The organism is Streptomyces africanus, assembly GCF_002150735.1.
Lineage (GTDB): Bacteria > Actinomycetota > Actinomycetes > Streptomycetales > Streptomycetaceae > Streptomyces > Streptomyces africanus.
In genome coordinates this window covers 34,319-35,085 of record NZ_MUKA01000141.1, presented here as the reverse complement: position 1 = coordinate 35,085, position 767 = coordinate 34,319, and the positions used below count along the sequence as shown (strand labels likewise).

Genomic DNA, 767 nt, shown 5'->3' with positions numbered 1-767 from the left:
CTCACCAAGGACTGGGGCTACGGCACGCGCAGCCAGCGGATCACCGACCTGATCCGGTCGAAGATCAAGGACGGCGGCAAGATCTCCACGGACGACATGCGCCAGATGCAGCTGGACAACAGCAGCGAGATCGCCCGGCTGCTGGTGCCCACGCTGCTCAAGATCGACCCCGAGAACAAGGACGTGCGCGAGGCGCAGAAGCTGCTGGAGGGCTGGGACTACACCCAGGACGCCGACTCGGCGGCCGCCGCCTACTTCANNCACCACCGGGCCCGCCGACGAGGCCGAGAAGGTGCGCGAGTGCGGCGAGCGCGACCCGGACCAGGCGCAGCCCGACGGCGGCGACCGCTGGTTCGAGGTGGTCCGCAAGCTGATGGACCAGCCCGACAGTGACTGGTGGAAGACGCCCGAGGTGGGCACCCGCGACGGCGCCGTCAACCGCGACCAGCTGTTCAGGCGCGCCATGGTCGACGCCCGCTGGGAACTGACCGCCAAGCTCGGCAAGGACATCGACACCTGGACCTGGGGCCGGCTGCACCGCCTGTTCCTGAAGAACGAGACCCTCGGCACCGAGGGCCCCGGATTCGTCCAGTACGCCCTCAACCGCGGCCCGTGGGAGCTCAGCGGCGGCGAGGCCACCGTCAACGCGACCGGCTGGAACGCGGCCGGCGGCTACGGCGTGGTGTGGGTGCCGTCCATGCGGATGGTGGTGAACCTCGGCGACCTCGACAAGTCCCGCTGGATCAACCTCAGCGGCGCCTCCGGGC

At 69.9% G+C, this 767-nt stretch carries 1 pseudogene; it reads left to right on the top strand.

Going from position 1 to position 767, the window contains the following annotated elements:
- Positions 1-767, top strand: a pseudogene (locus CCL05_RS19030) (penicillin acylase family protein); the annotation flags it as partial.